Source organism: Pseudogemmobacter sp. TB195, from assembly GCF_058313095.1.
The window spans coordinates 16300-34946 of record NZ_JBZEGG010000033.1 but is presented as its reverse complement, the minus strand read 5'-3'; the positions used below and the strand labels follow the sequence as shown (position 1 = coordinate 34946).

The window sequence follows — 18647 nt, the reverse complement described above, 5'->3', positions numbered from 1 at the left end:
GCCAATCCGCCCGATGCCGGCATGTGGGGCTTTTCCCGGCGGCAAGATCGAAGCCGGGGAAACCATCGAGAATGCCGCGTTGCGCAAGTTGCACGAAGAAACCGGCCTGCGGGCCAGTGTCCTGCGGGTCTTCGGCGCAGTGGATGCTTTTGACCGCGATGACAGCGGCTATTTGCGGCAGCATTTTGTGTTGGTCACGGTGATGTGCGAATGGATGTCGGGCGATCCAGCTGCCGGCGATGGTGCCACCGAGCTGCCCTGGTTCACCATGGATGACCTGGAAAGCAGCGACATCGCGCTCAGCCTCGATGTGGCGCAGGTCGCACGCCGGGGCGCGTTCCTCGCAGGACTGTGCGAGCAACGACTGGTTGGCCCCGGGCGATATAGCAACCGGCCTCCGCAATAGAGCCTAAGGCCCCGGTCTTTCGACCGGGGCCTAGTGGTTGGGGGGATCAATCCCCCCGGTTGCCGTTGGGGCGCGACCAGATCAGGCTGTAGCCCTCGCCGTCCTCGTCATCGAAGAGGTTAGCGTAGATCGGGTGCGCAAAGCTCGGATCGTCCAGCTTCAGGCCCAGATAGTCCCGCCCCTCGCTCGAGCGCTTTGACCAGGCGGCACCGATCTCCGCGCGGCCCACCAGGATCCGGTGCGAAGGTGCGTTCTCGCCCGTGGCCCGCAGGTCGGGGACGATGCGCACGCCCTTGGCCTGCACGCTCAGGGTGACGATTTCGCCGGTGTATTCGTTGCCGGTCTTCTTGAAGGTGCCGATGGTCGCCATTGTCTGTCTCCATTCTCTCGTGTTCGGGCCCGCTCCATTGCGGCCTCGATGGCGATCGACAGGCCGGAGACGACGGCCGGCGCAGTCCCGCCCGGGACCCTGACAGCACAGGCAGGGCTTTCTTGGCTCGCGAGGAATGACGGCACCGCCGGCAGGGGAAGAAAGTTCAACGACGCTGTTGCGCCGAGACGTCGAAGCGCGCCCGCGCGCTCGTCTTCGGCCAGATCAGCCCATCACAGAGGACGCATGCGAGCGGTCCCATTCCCCACCAGAGAGACAGGAGACAGCGGCGATCTTGAAGGAACCGCCAGGAAGATCCCACAGGCAACCACCGGCGGTGATCACCCGGGCTGCAAGCAGGCCAGTGCGCGCCCTTCCCCGCCGACCTGCCGCCACGGGCAAGTCGACGCATCAGATTGGATACGGCCGAGACGCCGGATCGGCATCTGCCGCCCAAGCGCTTGATCGGGAAGAGGGACAGGGCAGGAAGCGCGATCAAAACGCACCACCGATCAGCAGACCCATGATCGAAGAGGCCGGAAAGAGGGAAAGACTGAGCCCTGTGCGCTCTTGACGACCCTAGGGAAAACGCCAACCAAAATCCGGCCCGGTCGAACGGCCGGGGTGACCATTTCAAGCCACTTCATCCCACAGCCCCTCGGCGATCTCGCGCGCAAGCATCGTTCGGGCTTGCAACAGCAGGTCAGCGCCACTGGGATCTATGTGACCATAAAATCGGGCGCGACTACCAGAGGCCAGCCAGTCTGCATAGAAGCAGTATTCCCGCCGATCGAGACGGAACACCCGCAAGTCGTCCGCCCAGTGGGGCTTCGGCTCTACGACGACGGAAATACCGCTCTTGGTCTCGCGCCAGGGCAAGCACCGTTCTGTGGGCGGGTTACAGCGATCTTCGATGAAGATCGCATCTATGTCGATCGAATGCGACATGGGGACGTGCTCCAAAAGAAAAGCCCGGTCACGAGGACCGGGCAGGCTGGACTGAGAGGGTAAAGGGCGGCCGGAGCCGCCCCGCGTGAAGGTCATTCGGCAGCGATACTTTGCGTCGGCACCTGCTCCTCGTCTTCCAAAGGCTCATCGTCCTCGCTGTCGTCCGTGAGGAAATCGGGCAAAGTTTCCGCTTCCGCGCCACCGGCATCCGCCGCATCTGCGCCGGCATCCTGGGCGTCCAGTCGCAGTGGCTCCGGCAGCCAGCCACTGCCTGCCAGCAGCCGTTCGGCTTCCGTCGCCATCTCGCCCTTCTTCAGATGGCCGATCAGTTCAACCGCCTGCTCGCCCACACCTTCGCGCACGGCCTCAAGGATGCGCGCCTTGGTCACGCGGCCGAAGTAATTGGCGACCGTCGGCTTCCAGCCCGTCTCAACCAGATCGAGACCGGTCACGCGCGCGAGACGATCTGCCTCCTGCATGCGGCGATCCAGGCCATGCTGGCTGATGCCATTGCCGCTGTAGGGGTTCGGACGCTCATAGAGCGCGTTGACCCCGAAGCTCAGGCAATGTGCCAGCAGAGCCTGTCGGCTGGCCTCGTCGAGAGCGTGCAGCCAGTCCCAGAGCCGGTCATCGCCGTCATCGAGCGGGATATCCGCTCGCCATGCCGCATGCCGCTCGTCGATGGCCTGCGCCGGGATCGAGTCGCCAAGATCCGGAGCCTGCACCGACAGATGCACTTCGTTGATACGGGCCTGCAGCGCATTGCCCGCACTGCGGATGCCAAAGCAGTCGAGCACCAAGCGGTGCAGCAGCGCCGTCATCGCGATGCGCGGGTTGTTGGCGACAGCATCGCGCAGCGCCAGGGTCCGATGCGCGGTCAGTTCGATCACCAAGCGTTCGGGAAGCGGCTTGATTGCCTCTCCTTCGTCTTCCTCCTCTTCGGGCGAAGTCGCCGGCTCGCCCCCAAGCGTGATCACAGCACGCTGATGGCTGGTTTCATGCTCGGCGCGCTGCAGAACCTCGCCGGTCTCGGGATCGACGATCTCGGGCTCAGGTTCCAGCGGTGCTTCATCCTCGGCCCGGACATAACCACGCTCGATCAGCAGCGTGCCGTCGACATCGAGGCTGACAAAGACCCCTGCCCGCGCCATCTGCGCAGGTTCGTAGATCATCGACCGCATCTCGAAGGCGCCGAGGAGCCTCTCGATCTCGCCCAGCCGGGCATCGACCTCATCGGGGTATTCTTCCGCTTGCGCATACTCTGCCTCGAGCCGGTCGTATTCGTCTCGCAGCGCCTCGCGGGTGGCGCGCTCATCCTCGGTCAGATCGACCGTGGTGCCGATCAACTGCCGCATGCCATAGGCGTGGCTGTAGGGGAAGCTGACCGCGACCTCGATCCATTTCCAGCCCTCGGCGGCGATGGTCTCGGCCTCGGCCTTCAGCTTCTCGTTCACCAGCCGGTCGAGCAGCACCGGATCCTGCAGCCAGCCGCCATCGTCCTGCTGGAAGAGGTCGCGCAGCACATAGCCGCCCGCCGCCTCATAGGCCTCGATGCCGACAAAGGTGACGCGCTTGTCGGAGGCCCGCACCGTGGTCTCGGTCAGCAGGCGGCGGATGTTGTAGGGTTCCTTCGACCAGCTGTCCTTCACCGCCTCCCAGACCTGAACCTGGCGCTCATGGTCCGAAGAGATGGTGAAGGCCATCAGCTGCTCCAGCGTCATGCCGTCCTCGGCATAGATCTCGAGCAGCGCGGGCGCGACCGAGACCAGCCGCAAGCGCTGTTTCACCACTTTGGCATCAACGAAGAAGGCGGCCGCAATGGCCTCCTCGGTCATGCCCTTCTCGCGCATGGCCTGGAAGGCGCGGAACTGGTCGACCGGATGCAGCGGTGCGCGCTCGATATTCTCGGCCAGCGACACCTCGTCGATCAGCACGTCGTCGGTTGCGTCGGACACGATGCAGGGGACCGGGGCGGTTTTGGCGAGGCGCTTCTGCTTCACCAGCACCTCCAGCGCCCGGAAGCGGCGACCGCCGGCGGGCACCTCGAACATGCCGGTCTCGGTACCATCCTCGCCCAGAACCGGGCGGACATGCAGCGACTGGATCAGTCCGCGACGGGCGATGGACTCGGCCAGTTCATCGACCGAAACGCCGGCCTTGACGCGCCGGACGTTGGACTGGCTCAGCACCAGCTTGTTGAAGGGGATGTCGCGCGAGGACGACAGGGTGATCTTCTGAACGGCAGTGGCCATGTCAGATACTCCGAGGACGGGCGCCGGGGAGACCCTCTCTCCGGCTACCAACCCGTCATGGAAAACCCCTCCCCCCTCTCCCTCTCCTGACCGGCGGCAAGGAAACGGTCGAACGGCCAAAGGCCCAGCCCATCTCGGGCATTGATCTGGAACGGATTTCCTTGGCCAGGGGGCAAGCCTGTGCAACATGTATAACCGCCCCTTGCGCAAGAGGGTATTTGGGATCTTTTTGGCGCGTTGTCGGGTGCTGACATGTATCCGGCCTTTGATGCGGCCATCTCATGCCGCGGGCCACTATGGTGTTCGCAGATCAGGTCCAAATCAAAGCCGCGTGCTCGATGGCACGTGTTGCACAACTGGTTTTCCTGATCCTGTCTCACGACCGTTTCGCCAAAGGTCTCCTTGCCCTCTTCCGCTCCGACGTCTCGCGGCTTTTGACGACTTACATCGTCGGTGCCGGAGCCTTGTAAACACCACCGCGGGCCATCAGGGCCCATACGATCCGCGCCATCTTGTTTGCCAGTGCGACCCGCACCAGCATAGTTGGCTTACGGCCGAGCATGTCGCTCAGCCATGTTCCGTGCTTTGCGCCAGCATGCACATTCCGTTTGATGATTACGCTGTTGGCGCCGATGATCAGCAAGCGTCGCAGCGATCTCTCACCCATCTTCGTTGTAGCACCCAGCCGCTGCTTACCACCTGTCGAGTGTTGTCGGGGTACGAGGCCTAACCATGCGGCAAAATCCCGGCCTTTGTGGAAGGTCTCGGCTGCTGGCGCCAGTGTTGCAAAGGCCGTGGCGATCAGTGGCCCGATGCCAGGGATCGTCATCAGCCGCCTGGCCAGATCATCTTCTTTGGCACGGCGCGCGATCTCTGCATCAAGCTTTGTGATCTCTGCCTCCAGATGGCGAAGTGAGAGGATCAGAACCTGCAGGGTCGCCATTGCCTCGGAAGGCAGCCCGCAAGTCTGATCCTCGACGATCCTGATCAGCTTCTGGACGTTGGATGGGCCCTGCGGCACGACCTGACCGAATTCCGTTAGGTGACCACGAAACGCGTTAATGAGCTGGGTGCGCTGACGGATCAGCACTTCGCGGACCCGAAAGACCATGGCTGAGCCCTGGGTCTTTTCGCTCTTCACCGGCACGAAGCGCATCGTCGGCCTTTGGGCCGCTTCGCAAATCGCTTCGGCATCGGCGGCATCATTTTTTTGCCGCTTCACGATGGGCTTCACATAGGCCGGCGGGATCAGCCGCACGTCATGGCCCAGCTTGCCTATCTCACGCCCCCAGAAGTGCGCGCCACCACAAGCTTCCATGGCGACAACACAAGATGGGAGCGTTGAGAAAAAGGCCAGAACCTGATCGCGCCGCAGCTTCTTGCGCAGAACAGCCTTTCCAGATTGATCGGCACCATGAAGCTGGAACACATTCTTTGCCAGATCCAGGCCGATTGTAGTAATCTCCGACATGACCGCCTCCCTAATGGATTGTGACGATCCCACCATGGCACATCGATGCCGTCGGGGGGCGGTTACATCATCAGAGCCGGGGCAAGACCAGAACACTAGCAGAATGCACCGTCCCTGGTGCGAACTTGATGGGCGAAACTATTAGGGTGACCACTTCGACTGCGCAGGCAATTTAGTTGACTGACCAGACGTAGGTATAACGATTGTGAATCAGCACTCGTGATCCGCCCTTGACGCCAGCGGTGGGTGTCGGGTTTAGGGCTTATGCCTCGTAGGATGCCTATCGTTCGCAAAGGTTACCATGACGGTCGTTGCTGCCTATCTCTACCGCCACGGCAAGCGCGTGCGCGAGGTGTCGATCACCGAGAAGATCGACTGCCCCTCGGACAACTCCGAGTTCGTCTGGATCGGGATCTGTGATCCCACCGAAGAGGAGATGCAGACGCTCAAAGAGCAGTACGACCTGCATCCGCTGGCCATCGAGGATGCCGTAAAGGCGGATCAACTGCCCAAGGTGGACATCTATGGCGAACAGCTGTTCGTCGTTGCGCGGACTGCGCGTCTGGAAGGCGATACGATCACCTATGGCGAAACCGCCATCTTCGTCGGCCACAGCCATATCATCAGCGTGCGCCACGGATCGGCCCGATCTCACATCGCGTTGCGTGCGCAGCTGGAGGCGGTCCCGAGCCTGCTGATCCACGGGGTCGACTACGTTCTGCACGCCATTCTGGATTACATCGTCGACGGCTATCTGCCCATCGTCGAGCAGATCGAAGAGAAGGTGCTGTTGATGGAGCAGCAGACCATCGACACTTTTCTCGGACGCGAAGAGATCACGCGCATCTTCGCGCTCCGTCGCCATCTGACCAGGTTTCAGCGGGTGCTGGGCCCCATGGGCGAAGTCGCCGGCAAGCTGGTCCGACAGGACCTTCCCTGCATCGACGCGAACACAAGACCGTACTTCAGCGATGTCCTGGATCATGTCCGGCGCGTGCAGACCATGGTCGATGGGCTGCTTCAGGTCCTGGCCTCGGTTTTTGAGTTCAGCAACCTGCTGGAGCAGCAACGCACAGGCATCATCACCCGCCAACTGGCGGCGTGGGCGGCCATCCTCGCCGTGCCGACGGCAATTGCAGGGATCTACGGCATGAATTTCGAGAACATGCCCGAACTATCGACCAGGTACGGCTACTTTGTCGTGCTATCGGCCATCGTGGGAGCCTGCACGTTCCTCTATGTCCGCTTCAAGCGGCTTGGCTGGCTTTGACTGGATCGCCTGCAAAGAAAAGCTCTGGCTGGAAAAGCCACTGCCTCTCTCATGGCAGCCTCATGAATCGCTTGGCACCGGTGTCGCATAGCTGTCAGTTCCTGACGGTATTTTGTGTATAGTAAATGATGATCATTGATGAGACAGACCATGTGCGCCATTGCGGTAGTCCCTGTCCCATTTCCGCTCGACTTCAACGTCGAGGATGATCCCTGTCTGGTCTGCAAAAGCGAACTCGATGCCAACTGGATTTGCACCAAGTGTCATGCCGATCACTTTGAGGGCGTCATGCTTGTGATCGGGTATGGCTCTCCCAAGAGGGCGGCAAAGGGCATCCAAGGCCACGCGCAAAGTGCTGGTCAAGCGGGGACCAGCTAATGCGCCTGTATGGATGCGAATGCTGCACTGTGGGTGATAGCAAATGGCTGCGATGGGCCATGCAACTCAGAAACCGCCTAGTTAGATCAAGGCCACATACCCGGCATAGGTCGCCATGAGGACAAAACCTGCGATGCGCGGTAGGCCCCCAAGGACGAATGCCAGCACGGAGAGCCCCACAGCGGCAATCGTCACCCAGATCATGTCGATGGAGGCAAAGCGCGGATCTGCAACGATCGGATGGATCAGCGCCGTGGTGCCGAGGATGCCAAAGATGTTGAAGATGTTCGAGCCGACGATGTTGCCTACGGCGATCTCGGTCTGCTTGCGGATGGCTGCGATCAGGGACGTTGCCAGTTCCGGGAGCGAGGTTCCTACCGCCACGATCGTCAGGCCGATCACCGCCTCGGATATGCCGAACGCGCGTGCCAGTTCCGTCGCGCTGTCCACCAGCAACCGGGCGCCGATGACGAGGACAACCAAGCCCCCCAAGGTCATTGCCCAGGCTTTCCACTGAGGGGAATCCCCAAGCTCGACCTCAGGGGTTTCCACCTTGCTGGTCATGAAAGCGGTGACGAGGAAGACGATAAGGCCAGCAATCAGCACCACGCCGTCCAGCCGGGTGACATTGCCGTCCAGGAGCATGATCCAGATGGTCGCCGTCGCCAACAGCATGAAGCCGAGATCACGCCAGAGCTTTTTCACAGGGATGATGAGCGGGGCAACGACCGCTGAAATGCCGAGGATCAGCAGAATGTTGGCGATGTTCGAGCCCAGGACGTTCCCGATCGCAATGGCGGGCTGACCTGCAAGCGCTGCTTGCACGGAAACCAGCATTTCGGGTGCGGATGTTCCAAAGCCCACGATGGTCAGGCCGATCACCATTGGCGACAGGCGGAAGTGACGGGCAATGGCCGTCGCGCCCCTGACGAGGGCCTCACCCCCGAAGAAAAGTGCCACAAGCCCAAGAGCAAAAAGCAGATATGTCATGATCGATCCAAAGTTGGCCCGGAGGCACGGTTCATTTCATATGAGATTTCTCTTCTAAAACAACAAGTCCACCCCCTTCCTTTATCGGTGCCATCGGTTAGCCCTTGCTCAAAACGGTTGCGAACCCGCACGCTATCGAAATTCAACCTGACCAAGCGGCGTCATTGCAGAGCACGGCCCACCCTGCCTTGAAAGTTCATTGCGCCGGGTGGTGAGCTGTCTCGAACATAGTCGACCCTGATATCGAGCAGGTGGTCCTGTTGTAGGCCAGCAGGCGCTGAAACTGCTGATCACCTGTTATCGCAAAGCGACAGCACGTCCGCCAGAAGCGGGTTCGGAAAGCGGCGGTGCTGCGTGACGGCGTAGAACGTCTCGCTGATGCCCGCCAGTCGGGCGGCCTCGACAAGCGTCCCGGCGTCCAGCTCGTCCCGCACGACGATGGGTGGGATCACCGCGATCCCCGCCCCCTCGCGCGCCAGCAGGCGCAGCATCGCCATGTCGTCCGCCTCGGCGGCGATCAGCGGCACGATGCCCATCCGGGCGGCCATCGTGTCGAAATCGGCCCGCAGCGCCGTTTCAGGCACCGGCAGGACCAGGGGTTCCGACCGCAGCAGCTGGGCCAGCGACCGATCCTTGCCCACCAGGTCCGGCCGTCCGATCAGGCTGACCGGCTGTTCGGCCAGCCGATGGATCAGCCACGGGCTGGCGGCATCGCGGGCGGGGGCCAGGTTCGTCAGCACGACATCCAGCGACAGCCCCTCCAGATTGCGCAGCAGCTCTGCCTGGGTGCCGGATCGCAGCACGACCTCGACATCGGGGCGGCCGATCAGCGGTCGCAGGAACAGCATCTGGAAATTGCGCGACAGGGTGGCCAGCGCCCCTACCCGCAGGGCGTGCCGCGACCGGCCCGTCTCGCGCAGGATGGCGGTCAGATCGTCGGCGGTGCGAAAGATCGCCTCGGCATGATCCAGCGCGATCCGGCCGGCTTCGGTCAGGATCAGCCCCCGTCCCCGCCGTTCGAACAGGTCATGACCCAGCGACGCCTCCAGCAGGCGCAACTGCGTGGACAGCGCCGATTGCGACAGGTTCAGCCGCCGCGCAGCGCCGGTCAGCGTGCCGTCCAGGGCCACGGCGCGGAACAGGCGAAGATGGTGCAGGTTCACGATGGTTCCACAATATAGAACGGTTCGGCATATTATATGTATTTTTAAGAATGATCTCCAGCGGCTATCCGATGCCGGACACTGTCGCGGAGCCCCTTATGACAACCCAGATCCTGCCCCTGACCGCCTTTGGCCCCCTGTTGCTTGTTGCCGCGGCCCTGCTGACCCGCGTCAGGCCCGGCCCGCGCCTAGCGGAAACCGCGGCGTTATGCGCCTTGGCCCTGTCGCTGGCCGGGGCGGTGCAGCTGATGACCGGCGGGGCGCAAGCGCTGGCCCTGTTGCCGGGAGTCGGCCTGACGCTGGATGCGATCGGGGTCACCATGGCGGTGCTGGTCGCCTTCGTCGGCTGGATCGTCCTGCGCTATTGCCGGACCTATCTGCACGGAGAGGCGCGCGCCCCCCGGGCGCAGGCGGGCATCCTGATCGTGCTGGCCGCAGTGCTGGTGCTTGTGCAGGCCGGCGATCTGGCGCTGATGGCGGTCTGCACGATGGTCATCGGCGCGGCGATGCGCGACCTGCTGCTGTTCTATCCCGATCGGCCCGCGGCACGGCGTGCGGCGGCCAAGTTCGTGCGGGTCTGGGGTGCAGGCGACGTGGCGCTGGTTCTGGCCGCGGTCCTGGCGTGGGTCGCCTTCGGCACGACCGATCTGGCCGCGCTGAAGGCCGCGGCGACCGGGCCGCTGACCCCCGCCGCACAGGGGGCGGTTGCGGCGCTGGTGCTGACGGCGCTGCTGAAATCGGCGGCCTTTCCCCTGCATGGCTGGCTGACCGAGGTGATGGAGGCCCCGACCCCGGTCTCTGCCCTGCTGCATGCGGGGGTCATAAACGCGGGCGGCCTGCTGCTGATCCGCACGGCCGATCTGGTCCAGGCCAGCCCCGGCGCGATGGCGGTGCTGGTCACCATGGGCGGTCTGACCGCGCTGTTCGGGGCGGCGGTCATGCTGATCCAAAGCGCGGTCAAGACGGCCTTGGCGTGGTCCACCGTCGCGCAGATGGGGTTCATGCTGATGCAATGCGGGCTGGGCCTGTGGTCGCTGGCACTGCTGCATATCGTAGCGCATGGGCTGTACAAGGCGCATGGGTTCCTGGCCTCGGGCAACGCGGTCGCGGCGGTGGCCGCGGCGGGTCGCCCCGGCCCCGTCGCCGTGCCGGGCATCGGTGCCGTCGCGCAGGCCTTTGCGCTGGCCCTTGCCCTCTATGCGACTGTCGCGCTTGGATTCGCGGCGATCGGCGGACAGAAATCGGCGCAGGCGCTGGCCTTGGGCGCGATCCTGATCTTCGGCACCGCCTATCTGGTTGCGCAGGGGCTGGCCGATGCGGCCCCGCGGGCGCTGACGCGGCGCACGGCAATGGCGTCGGTTACGGCGGCGCTTGGCTATTTCGGCTTTCACCTGCTGGCAGGCGCACTGTGGGGGCCGCATCTGCCGCTGCCGCCGTCGCCCGGCGCGCTGGAATGGGCGCTGATCGCGCTGGCGGTGATCTCGTTCGGGATGGTCGCGGTGGCGCAGGCGCTGTTTCCGCTGTGGGCGCATCACCCGGCGATGGCGGGACTGCGCGTCCACCTGGCCAACGGATTGTACCTGAACGCCCTGTTCGACCGGCTGATCGGCGGCTTTCGCGCCGCGCGGTCCAACTGATCCCTACCCCCCATTGCCATCCGAGGTTCCCATGTTCCACGATCACGCCGGCGTCACCCCCGATCATGCGGCCAGCCTGCTGGCGGCCGCGACCCAGGCCGCACGCACCATCCCCCCGGCTTTCCCGCTGACGGCCACCGTCGCGGTGAACCCCTTTCTGGGCCAGTCGGACGATGACCTGGCCACCGCCTCGGCCAGGCTGGCCCGCGTCGCGGGGCTATCGGCAACCCGCCCACGGGCCGCGTTCGGGGCGATGATGGCAGACGGGCGCATCACCGACGACGACCTGGCGGCGGCGCTGATCGCCTGCCCGTCGGCGCTGAAGCCGGTCGACCTGGGCATGCTGAAGCTGCGGCTGAAGGCGACGGCGCCGATCCCCCGCGCCCTGCCGACGGTCGCCGATCTGGCCGCACGCCATGACGGCACCGACTGGCCCGAGGTCATTGCCCGCAGCATCGGCCTGTGGGCCGCGGGGCGCTTTGATCAGGGCCAGGCGCTGTGGACGCCCGCGCCCGGCACCAGCGCGCTTGCGGCGTGGAAGGAATGGGCGACCCATGACCTAACGCCGGAAATCGCGGGCCTGCGCGGCTTCTGCGCCCATGTCGCGGCCGCCCCTGACAATGCGGAACGCGTCATCCTGCGGGCGGCCGAACGGCTGGCCCTGACGCCCGACGCGGCGCCGACCGCGTTCCATCGGCTGCTGGTCGACCTGGGGGGCTGGGCACAGCACGCGCGATGGCTGTCCTGGCAGGCCGAACAGGCGGGGGGCACCGATGGCACCCTGATCGACCTGCTGGCGATCCGCCTGATCTGGGAGGAGGCGCTGCTGGCGCATTGCCCTGACCTGGCCGATCCCTGGGCCGACGCGGTGCGCGCGCATGCGCGGCCGGTCCAGCCGTCGGCCGATCAGGTGGCGGATGCGATCGCCCAGGACGCGGCCGAACGCGCCTATCAGCGCGGCCTTGCGGCATGCCTGTCGGGGTCGCGCCCGACCCTGTCCCGTCCGGCGATGCAGGCGGCGTTCTGCATCGACGTCCGGTCCGAACCGTTTCGCCGCGCGCTGGAGGAGGTCGCCCCGGACGCCGAGACCTATGGCTTTGCGGGCTTCTTCGGCCTGCCATTGCAGCATCACACCCAGGCCAGCGTCCGGGCGGTGCCGCATCTGCCGGTGCTGCTGACCCCCTCGCTTGACGCAACCAGCCAGGATCAGGCCGAGGATGCCGCGCGCATCGCCGCCCGGGCCACGCGGGCCTGGGACCGGTTCCGGCAGGCCGCGGTGTCGTCCTTTGCCTTTGTCGAGGCGGTCGGGCCGCTCTACGGGATGAAGCTCCTGAAGGGGGCGATGGGCCGCGACGCCGCCCCTGCCCCTGCGGGCGCGCCCCGCCTGTCCGCGCCGATGTCGACGGCGGACAAGGGACGGCTGGCCGCCACCATCCTGCGCGCCATGGGCCTGGTCGCGGGGCATGCAAGGCTGGTCCTGCTGGTCGGCCACGGCGCCAGCATGACGAACAACCCGCATCACAGCGCCTATCACTGCGGCGCCTGCGGCGGCCAGACCGGAGAGGTTTCGGCTCGCGTGCTGGCGGACCTGCTGAACGACCCCCAGACACGGGCGGCCCTGCCCGATCACGGCATCACGTTGCCCGATGATACGCTGTTCGTCGGGGCGCTGCATGACACCACGACGGATCAGGTGACGCTGCACGCCGCCGATGCGCCGGCAAGCCACGCGGGCGATCTGGCCCGCGCCACCGACTGGCTGGACCGCGCCGGTGCGTGCAACCGCACGGTCCGCGCGGCACGCCTGCCGGGGGCAAGCCCCGCCACGGTGGCGGCGCGGGCGTCGAACTGGGCCGAGACGCGGCCGGAATGGGGGCTGGCCGGATGCGCCGCCTTCATCGCCGCGCCGCGCGCCGTCACGCGCGGGATCGACCTGGGCGGGCGCGCCTTCCTGCACAGCTATGACCGCGCGCTGGACCCTGATTTCACGGTTCTGGAGCTGATCCTGACCGCCCCGGTCGTCGTCGCCAGCTGGATCAGCCTGCAATACTATGGCTCGACCGTGGCCCCGCCCCTGTTCGGGGGCGGCACCAAGCTGATCCACAACGTCACCGGCGGCATCGGCGTGGTCGAGGGCAATGGCGGCCGGCTGCGCCCCGGCCTGCCGTGGCAGGCGGTCCATGACGGCACCCGCACCGTCCACGACCCGCTGCGGCTGACGGTGATGCTGGACGCCCCGACATCCGCCATCGACGCGATCCTTGGTCGCCATCCGGACGTGGCGCGCCTGTTCGACAACGGCTGGCTGCATCTGCTGGCGCTGGAGGGGGGCCGCGTCGTCGCACGCCATCGTCCCGGAAAGGGCTGGCGTAAGGAGACGAGTGGAGGAACTCCCCCTTTTAACGGAAACAAGCCGTATTGAACCGCCCCGGGTTTACCGGAGAGTAAAACTCTCAAAGGGTAAGCCTCATGACAGAAAAGAAACACACCCCGAGCTACACGGCCGAGTTCCGCGCGCGCGGCGCTCGGCTTTTCCGCGACCATCGTTCTGATTACAGCAGCGACAGTGCCGCCTACCGGGCAATTGCCTCGAAGCTGTGTTGTTCGTCTTTCAGCCGGCGGGACTGGTATCGGCGCGCCGCGCGTGATGCAGGCGAACTGTCCGGACCGACGAGCGAGGAAAAGGCACGAATCAAAGCCTTGGAGCGTGAGAACCGTGAACTCAGGCAAGCCAACGAGATCCTTCGCAAGGCATCAGCGTATTTTGCGATGGCGGAGCTTGTCTTATGGAATCCGTGGCTGTTGAGGCAAAAGGGAGCCGCTGCCCGGCACCGCAAACTGCGGGGCAGCGGCGGGGGTGGCGTCGTGCGGAGCTTGGTCTTGCAGGACCGCGGTCGAGTTGACGAGCCCCCGTCTTTTCTGACGACCTGAACGGATACGTGGGCTTCGGGCCCGAACGACAAGCAAAAGTGGAAAGAAAGATGGCCAAGGATACCATCGGCATCGACGTCTCGAAAGACCGTCTCGACGCATTCTGGCATTCCCGATCCGAAGCGCGCCGCCTGCCGAACACGGATGAAGGGTTCGGCCAGATGTGCGACTGGCTTGGTGAGGAGGAGGGTGTGCTGATCGTCTTCGAGGCGACCGGCGCCTACCATCGTGGCCTGGAGCGACATCTCAGCCTGGCAGGGCGGCCCTTCATTAAAGTCAATCCAAAGCAGGCGCGCCGATTTGCACAGGCCATTGGTCGACTGGCGAAGACCGACAGCGTCGATGCCAGGATGCTGGCGCGCATGGGGGTGGTGCTCGATCTGGCCCCACAGGATGTCGAGGGCGAAGAGGTTCATGATCCCAGGGAGTTGCTGACAGCCCGCCGGGCCCTCGTCAGGGATCAGGTCACTGCGAAGACCAGACTTGCTACGGCAATCAATCCGCTCGTGCGAGAACAGATCTGTCGCCGCATTGATGACATTGGCACCGATATCAAGGCGCTTGATGAAGTAATCGCGCAGATCGCCAAGCAGCGAGGCACCCTCGAAGAGCGCATTCGTCGATTGATGACCATCCCGGGGATCGGCCGTCTGACCGCCACCACAATGCTGATCGACATGCCAGAACTGGGGCATCTCGACAGCAAGAAGATCACTGCTCTGGCCGGGTTGGCGCCAATGACGCAGCAGTCTGGAAAGTGGCAGGGCAAGGAACGCGTTACCGGCGGCCGGTCATCAATCCGGCGGGCAATCTACATGCCGACGCTGGTCGCGATCCGTTTCAATCGAGATCTTCATGACAAGAATCAGCAGCTCGTGAAGGCCGGTAAAGCCAAGAAAGTAGCAATCACCGCCGTCATGCGCCGCATGTTGGTTCTCGCGAACACGCTGCTGCGCGACGCCCGCGATTGGCAGCCGGAGCGCCCTTGACCAAAACGGATACTCGACCACCCATTCCGTAAATGATCGCTGAAAGCATCAACGGCCTTTTCAAAACCGAGGTCATCAAGTTCCTCGGCCCTTCGAAGTCCGTTGGTCAGGTCGAATGGGAAACCTTGAAATGGGTCGACTGGTATAACAACACCCGCCTGCACAGCGCCATTGGCTATGTCACGCCGCAAGAAGCAGAGGAGGCCTTCTATGCAAACTTGAAAGCTGTCGAAAAAAGTCCCCTAATTATTGAACCAGAAACTCTCCGGTAAATCCGGGGCGGTTCACACGTGCCAGTTGGCGAACATGTTTTTCAACGCCCGCCCGCCTTTACCGAACCAGAATTCTACCCATAAAAGGATGGGCACAGTTCCCGGCGACCAAGCCTTCGGTACCCGGCTTTGCTACCCTACAATCGTAGATTATAGTGGAACGGATGTCATACCAATTTGCAGGCACAGACCCTTCTGGAAAAAAAGGACTGCGCTGCCGTCCGTGACCGAACAGACTAAAGGTATCAAACGATACCAAATCAATTGTGCCGGTTCGGGTCCAGAGAAACTTCCGCACGTAAACCAACAACACGGGCGACACTTTGGCGCGCACGATCAGTTTCGCTCGAGCGGAAGCCAAGATGGGATGAGGACTTGTGGCTCCTAGGCGCGCTCACTGGCGACCGCGCCGCATCAACCCATATCAGACCTGGCAAACCCGCAGCAGACAGGCATATCAGGCCGCGCAGCAGGAAGCCCCGGGCATGAAAGGCGACGTGCAGCGGCAGACTGGACGCAACAGCCTAAGTGACGATTGCCTCAAGCCTGTCCCGGCCGCATGCGCTGTTGCATGATAGTAAACGGAGTCGAAAACAGAGATACAAAGACGTCTTCTATATGCGCTATTCTCGGGCTTCCAGTGGCCTGCCCCTATCGGGTGGTCCGGTTTCAGGGGTCTGATGCCGAAGAGTGCAGAATCCTACGCTAAGGCCGTTTGGTCATCTTTTGGGCCACCTGTATTCACCGGTGAGAAGGATGTGCGCCCACCCGAGGGGTAAAATATGCGCCAGAAGGTTTGCTGAGCAGTCCAAACCATCACTGCGGCGACTATCGACAGCGTGACCGAGATGTCTGGTGTTCCAGTAAATGATGATGGCGGCGAGGAGGTTCAGCCCGGCCATTCGGAAGTGCTGGCCTTGGGCTGTTCGATCACGGATTTCACCTTGGCGCCCTATGCGCAGGGCGTTTTTCAGCGCATGATGCGCTTCGCCCTTATTCAGGCCGATTTGGGCACGGCGTTGCATGTCGGCATCCAGCAGCCAATCGATGATGAACAGCGTCCGTTCGATCCGGCCGATTTCGCGCAATGCGACCGCAAGTTCATGCTGTCGGGGATATGCAGCGAATTTTCGCAAGAGTTGGCTTGGCGGCATCGCGCCCGCCACCATGGTGGCCGCTGCGCGTAGGATGTCGGGCCAGTTCGAGCTGATGACAGGTTCCCTGACCTTGCCGCCGATCAACCCCTTCAATTCTTTCGGGCAGGATGCCGGATTGAAGAGGTAGAGGCGCTTGGATGGCAGATCCCGGATGCGGGGGATGAACTGAAAGCCCAGAAGGGCAGTGACGGCGAAGACGTGGTCGGTAAAGCCGCCCGTGTCGGCATACTGTTCGCGGATTTTCTGACCTGCGTCTGTCATCAACAGGCCGTCCAGGATGTAAGGGGCCTCGTTCACCGTGGCCGGGATGGTCTGGGTGGCGAAAGGGCCGAACTGGTCAGAGACATGGGTATAGGCTTTCAGACCGGGTTCATCGCCTCGCCCTGGCGCGTGGTCGGGAAGAATTGCCCGTCGCTCGAAGCGGTCTGCCCTGCGCCCCAAAACCGGGCCATCGGCAAGGCAGATTGACCTTCGATCACCATGGCCAAGGCGCGTGCCATCGCCTCGCTTTCCACATGCCAGCGCGACAAGCGCGAGAGCTGGAAATAATCATGGGTGTTCGTGGCCCCAGCCATTTTGCTGAGGCCAAGGTTCAGCCCCTCAGCCAGCAGCACGTTCAACATGCCGACCCTGTCTTTGCATGGAACGCCGGTGCGCAGATGGGTGAAGGCCTCGGTAAAGCCGATCTCGTCATCCACTTCGAGCAGGAGGTCTGTGATCCTGATCTCTGGCAGGCGGTTGTGGAGATCGAGCACCATGGCATCGGCCTCTTCGGGGACAGCGGCCGTCAGACGGTCGATCTTGAGCACGCCATCTTCGATAGAACCTCCCGGAATGGCACCCGCCCTGGCGGCGCGGGCCAGTCGTTCCAAGCCATCTGCTAGGCGAGATTTTCGATCCGCGAGCCAGAGCTCCGGTTCAAACGGCATGGCCAGTTTTGGCGTGGCCCTGGCAACTTCCGTCGGAACCAGCGCGTCCTTGAGATCACCATACCGGCGGGAATGTGCGAGCCAGATGTCGCCGGCACGGAATGCGTCGCGTAGGTGGCACAGGACCGCCACCTCCCAAAGCCGGTTCCCATCGTCGTGATTCAAGTGTCGATGCCATTTCGAAGCCCGGCGCAGAAAGGTCAGTGGCCGGGTAGTTGTCGTTTCCGTACCCGCGACGATGTCGGCGGCGGCAAGCAACGGTTCGGCCACCGGGGCCGCCTGAATATCGAGCGCCCGGAGCATGCGCGGCGCATAGCGTCGGAAGCGATGATACCCGTGAACAACATGTGCCAGTGGATCAGCCGCCAATGTGTCGGTCAGTTGGGCGGCGGTGGAAACAAGCCCCCTCAGCGATGACCAGCCTCCGGCGTTTTGGACGGCCTCCATCAGGGAGGCCTGATCTTCATATGCTTCCAGCAGAGCTGATCCAAAATTTGAGAAGCCCTGCAAGGTGTCTTTCAAAGCAGCCTTGGCGTCATCTGCCCGAGCATCGCATACGCGTTTCGCCTCACGCCACGTCTTCCCCACAATCCGGTCATGGCTTTCGACCACTGCATCGGCAATGGCACTGCGCCATTCCAAAGCGCAGACCGCGAGGATGGCAAGGCGGCGGTCGCCTGAAATATCCCGCAGATCTCCTGCGAAATATCGTTCCCCTTGCCTTCGGAGGCGCGCGATACGGTGGGGTGGCACACCCGACAGGATGCTTCTGTCCACGGCCATGGCCTGCAAGAATTCCAACCGGTCGAGCAGCCGGTTCATGTCCGCCGAGTTCTGGCCCACCTCAAACTGGCGCAGCCAGACAAAGCGGGTGACAGAACTGTCCGCCGTTTCCGTCAGCAAGGCGTCAAGTCGGCTGCACATCTCATCATCCAGCCGGTCGGCAATCCGAGCGTCGATCCGTCGCTCTGCAGCAACGAGTGCATCCGCGCAAAGGCGTTCGATAACCGTGATCCCCGGTAGTATGGTCTGGGTCGCCCGGCATTGTTCCACGAAACGCCGCGCCAAATCCTCGTTCGATCGGGCGGTTTCGGCTGTTCTCTCCAGCCAGGCCTTCAGGTCGCGCGACCCTCGGCCAGTGAACATCTTGTAGCCATAGAGATCCCGCAGGGCCGCCAGGTGTTCATGACGCGTTTCTTCGCGGCTTGCATATCCAGCCAGATCGTCTGACTTCAGCCCAAGTTGCGCTGCCAGGAAGCGCGTGATCTCCATTGGAATGACCTCGCCCGGGGTCAACAACCGACCGGGATAGCGCAATGCGCAAAGCTGGAGAGCAAACCCAAAACGATTGTGGGGGCGGCGGCGGGCGCGGATGATTTCCAGATCGTCGTCCGCAAGGATGTAGTGGCGCAACATCGCCGTTTCATCGATCGGAAGATCAAAAAGTACTGAGCGCTGACGCTCGGTGAGGATAGTACGATGCG

At 63.4% G+C, this 18647-nt stretch carries 12 protein-coding genes and 3 pseudogenes; 7 read left to right on the top strand and 8 right to left on the bottom strand.

Annotation, left to right across the window (positions count from 1 at the left end; genetic code table 11):
• The first annotated feature begins 13 nt into the window (after nucleotides 1-13).
• Nucleotides 14-406 carry an NUDIX hydrolase gene (locus tag AC4FS3_RS25165; RefSeq protein WP_491022778.1) on the top strand — a complete coding sequence of 131 codons (393 nt, stop codon included), beginning with the start codon at nucleotides 14-16 and terminating at the stop codon, nucleotides 404-406.
• Between the two features lie 46 nt (nucleotides 407-452).
• On the opposite strand, the gene AC4FS3_RS25160 is transcribed toward AC4FS3_RS25165, so the two are convergent.
• From AC4FS3_RS25160 to AC4FS3_RS25145, 4 genes are all read right to left on the bottom strand, one after another.
• Nucleotides 453-776, bottom strand: coding sequence for a DUF736 domain-containing protein (locus AC4FS3_RS25160; RefSeq protein WP_491022777.1), 324 nt, complete (start codon nucleotides 774-776; stop codon nucleotides 453-455).
• Nucleotides 777-1409: 633 nt separating this feature from the next.
• Complete coding sequence (locus AC4FS3_RS25155; protein ID WP_198838666.1) at nucleotides 1410-1724, bottom strand: hypothetical protein; 315 nt, start codon at nucleotides 1722-1724, stop codon at nucleotides 1410-1412.
• A 92-nt stretch (nucleotides 1725-1816) separates the two neighbouring features.
• On the bottom strand, nucleotides 1817-3976 hold the full coding sequence (locus AC4FS3_RS25150; RefSeq protein WP_491022776.1) for a ParB/RepB/Spo0J family partition protein: 2160 nt from the start codon (nucleotides 3974-3976) through the stop codon (nucleotides 1817-1819).
• 442 nt (nucleotides 3977-4418) lie between these two features.
• A complete protein-coding gene (locus tag AC4FS3_RS25145; RefSeq protein ID WP_491022775.1) occupies nucleotides 4419-5447 on the bottom strand; it encodes an IS110 family RNA-guided transposase in 1029 nt (342 codons plus the stop codon).
• A 301-nt stretch (nucleotides 5448-5748) separates the two neighbouring features.
• Between AC4FS3_RS25145 and AC4FS3_RS25140 the strand changes: the two genes are divergently transcribed.
• Complete coding sequence (locus AC4FS3_RS25140) at nucleotides 5749-6717, top strand: magnesium and cobalt transport protein CorA (protein WP_042250041.1); 969 nt, start codon at nucleotides 5749-5751, stop codon at nucleotides 6715-6717.
• Between the two features lie 132 nt (nucleotides 6718-6849).
• Here AC4FS3_RS25140 and AC4FS3_RS25135 read toward each other — a convergent pair whose 3' ends face one another.
• The 3 genes from AC4FS3_RS25135 to AC4FS3_RS25125 all read right to left on the bottom strand — a co-directional run bounded on the left by AC4FS3_RS25135 (nucleotide 6850) and on the right by AC4FS3_RS25125 (nucleotide 9248).
• Entirely contained in the window at nucleotides 6850-7080 is a 231-nt protein-coding gene (locus AC4FS3_RS25135; protein WP_491022774.1) for a hypothetical protein, read from the bottom strand.
• Between the two features lie 96 nt (nucleotides 7081-7176).
• Complete coding sequence (locus tag AC4FS3_RS25130; RefSeq protein WP_042250039.1) at nucleotides 7177-8085, bottom strand: calcium/sodium antiporter; 909 nt, start codon at nucleotides 8083-8085, stop codon at nucleotides 7177-7179.
• A 290-nt stretch (nucleotides 8086-8375) separates the two neighbouring features.
• Nucleotides 8376-9248, bottom strand: coding sequence for a LysR family transcriptional regulator (locus tag AC4FS3_RS25125; RefSeq protein WP_491022773.1), 873 nt, complete (start codon nucleotides 9246-9248; stop codon nucleotides 8376-8378).
• A gap of 98 nt (nucleotides 9249-9346) precedes the next feature.
• Here AC4FS3_RS25125 and AC4FS3_RS25120 point away from each other — a divergent pair, with 98 nt between their 5' ends.
• The 5 genes and pseudogenes from AC4FS3_RS25120 to AC4FS3_RS25100 all read left to right on the top strand — a co-directional run.
• Nucleotides 9347-10885, top strand: a complete 1539-nt coding sequence (locus AC4FS3_RS25120) for a proton-conducting transporter transmembrane domain-containing protein (RefSeq protein WP_491022772.1) — start codon at nucleotides 9347-9349, stop codon at nucleotides 10883-10885.
• A gap of 31 nt (nucleotides 10886-10916) precedes the next feature.
• A complete protein-coding gene (locus AC4FS3_RS25115) occupies nucleotides 10917-13307 on the top strand; it encodes a YbcC family protein (RefSeq protein WP_491022771.1) in 2391 nt (796 codons plus the stop codon).
• A gap of 47 nt (nucleotides 13308-13354) precedes the next feature.
• Nucleotides 13355-13651: pseudogene (locus tag AC4FS3_RS25110) on the top strand (transposase); the annotation flags it as partial.
• A gap of 215 nt (nucleotides 13652-13866) precedes the next feature.
• Entirely contained in the window at nucleotides 13867-14805 is a 939-nt protein-coding gene (locus tag AC4FS3_RS25105) for an IS110 family RNA-guided transposase (protein WP_136857822.1), read from the top strand.
• Nucleotides 14806-14840: 35 nt separating this feature from the next.
• Nucleotides 14841-15077 (top strand): annotated as a pseudogene (locus tag AC4FS3_RS25100) (integrase core domain-containing protein); the annotation flags it as partial.
• 719 nt (nucleotides 15078-15796) lie between these two features.
• On the opposite strand, the pseudogene AC4FS3_RS25095 reads toward AC4FS3_RS25100, so the two are convergent.
• Nucleotides 15797-18579: pseudogene (locus tag AC4FS3_RS25095) on the bottom strand (Tn3 family transposase).
• Between the last annotated feature and the right edge of the window lie 68 nt (nucleotides 18580-18647).